The organism is Sporosarcina sp. USHLN248, assembly GCF_037144575.1.
Classification (GTDB): Bacteria; Bacillota; Bacilli; order Bacillales_A; family Planococcaceae; genus Sporosarcina; species Sporosarcina contaminans.
This window is the reverse complement of the sequence record NZ_JBBCZC010000139.1, coordinates 1-223: the sequence shown is the minus strand read 5'-3', so window position 1 is coordinate 223 and position 223 is coordinate 1. Positions and strand designations below refer to the sequence as shown.

General features: G+C 35.9%; 1 protein-coding gene. It reads left to right on the top strand.

All coding sequences use genetic code 11. From position 1 onward, the window contains the following. Positions 1-145: transposase (locus tag WFH04_RS18270; protein ID WP_336825752.1), on the top strand; the 145-nt coding region annotated here is incomplete at its 5' end. Positions 146-223: the final 78 nt, after the last annotated feature.

The following is a 223-nucleotide window of genomic DNA, read 5'->3' as shown; positions in this document are numbered from 1 at the left end:
GTATTCCAATGGTTTTCTGGAAGGGATTAATAACAAAACGAAAGTGATGAAGCGCAATGCCTATGGTTTTAGGCGCTTCGATCACTTCAAAGCAAAGATATTATTAAACATCAGATATAAAGAAATTGGGGTTCATTTAGGATAAGAATTATTTGACTACAAAAATCGGTATAAAAGAGATTCGTTGATTGGAGCGAAGCGTTAGGAGCAGAAGATTAGGCTG